The sequence below is a fragment of the Bacillus cereus group sp. BfR-BA-01347 genome (assembly GCF_022663835.1).
GTDB lineage: Bacteria > Bacillota > Bacilli > Bacillales > Bacillaceae_G > Bacillus_A > Bacillus_A thuringiensis_K.
This window is the reverse complement of sequence record NZ_JAKUGG010000090.1, coordinates 1-325: the sequence shown is the minus strand read 5'-3', so window position 1 is coordinate 325 and position 325 is coordinate 1. Positions and strand designations below refer to the sequence as shown.

Below are 325 nucleotides of genomic sequence, written 5' to 3'. Positions count from 1 at the left end.
TCCAATGTAAGAATGTGTTTTCGGAAGTTCTTGTACTTCTGTTTCAACTAATAGTGACACAAAATATCTACCAGAAGGGTTCCGTCTAACTGTAGCATTTACAATACGCCCATCTACTTCGCGACTTTTGGCAAATCGAACAAGGCCTAGTTTCGGCAACTTTATTTTGTTCCCTACAACGGCAATGTTTTCATTTGTTTGTTTTGTGGTATACGATTGTACGTTGTTCTTCTTAGATTTAAAGCGCGGTGCGCTGTTTTGTTTTTTGAAAAAGCGCGTATAAGCATCCGCAAGGTTGCGAACAGACGACTGAATCGCAATACTA

At 39.7% G+C, this 325-nt stretch carries 1 pseudogene; it reads right to left on the bottom strand.

From position 1 onward, the window contains the following. Positions 1-325: pseudogene (locus MR143_RS32785) on the bottom strand (IS200/IS605 family element RNA-guided endonuclease TnpB); the annotation flags it as partial.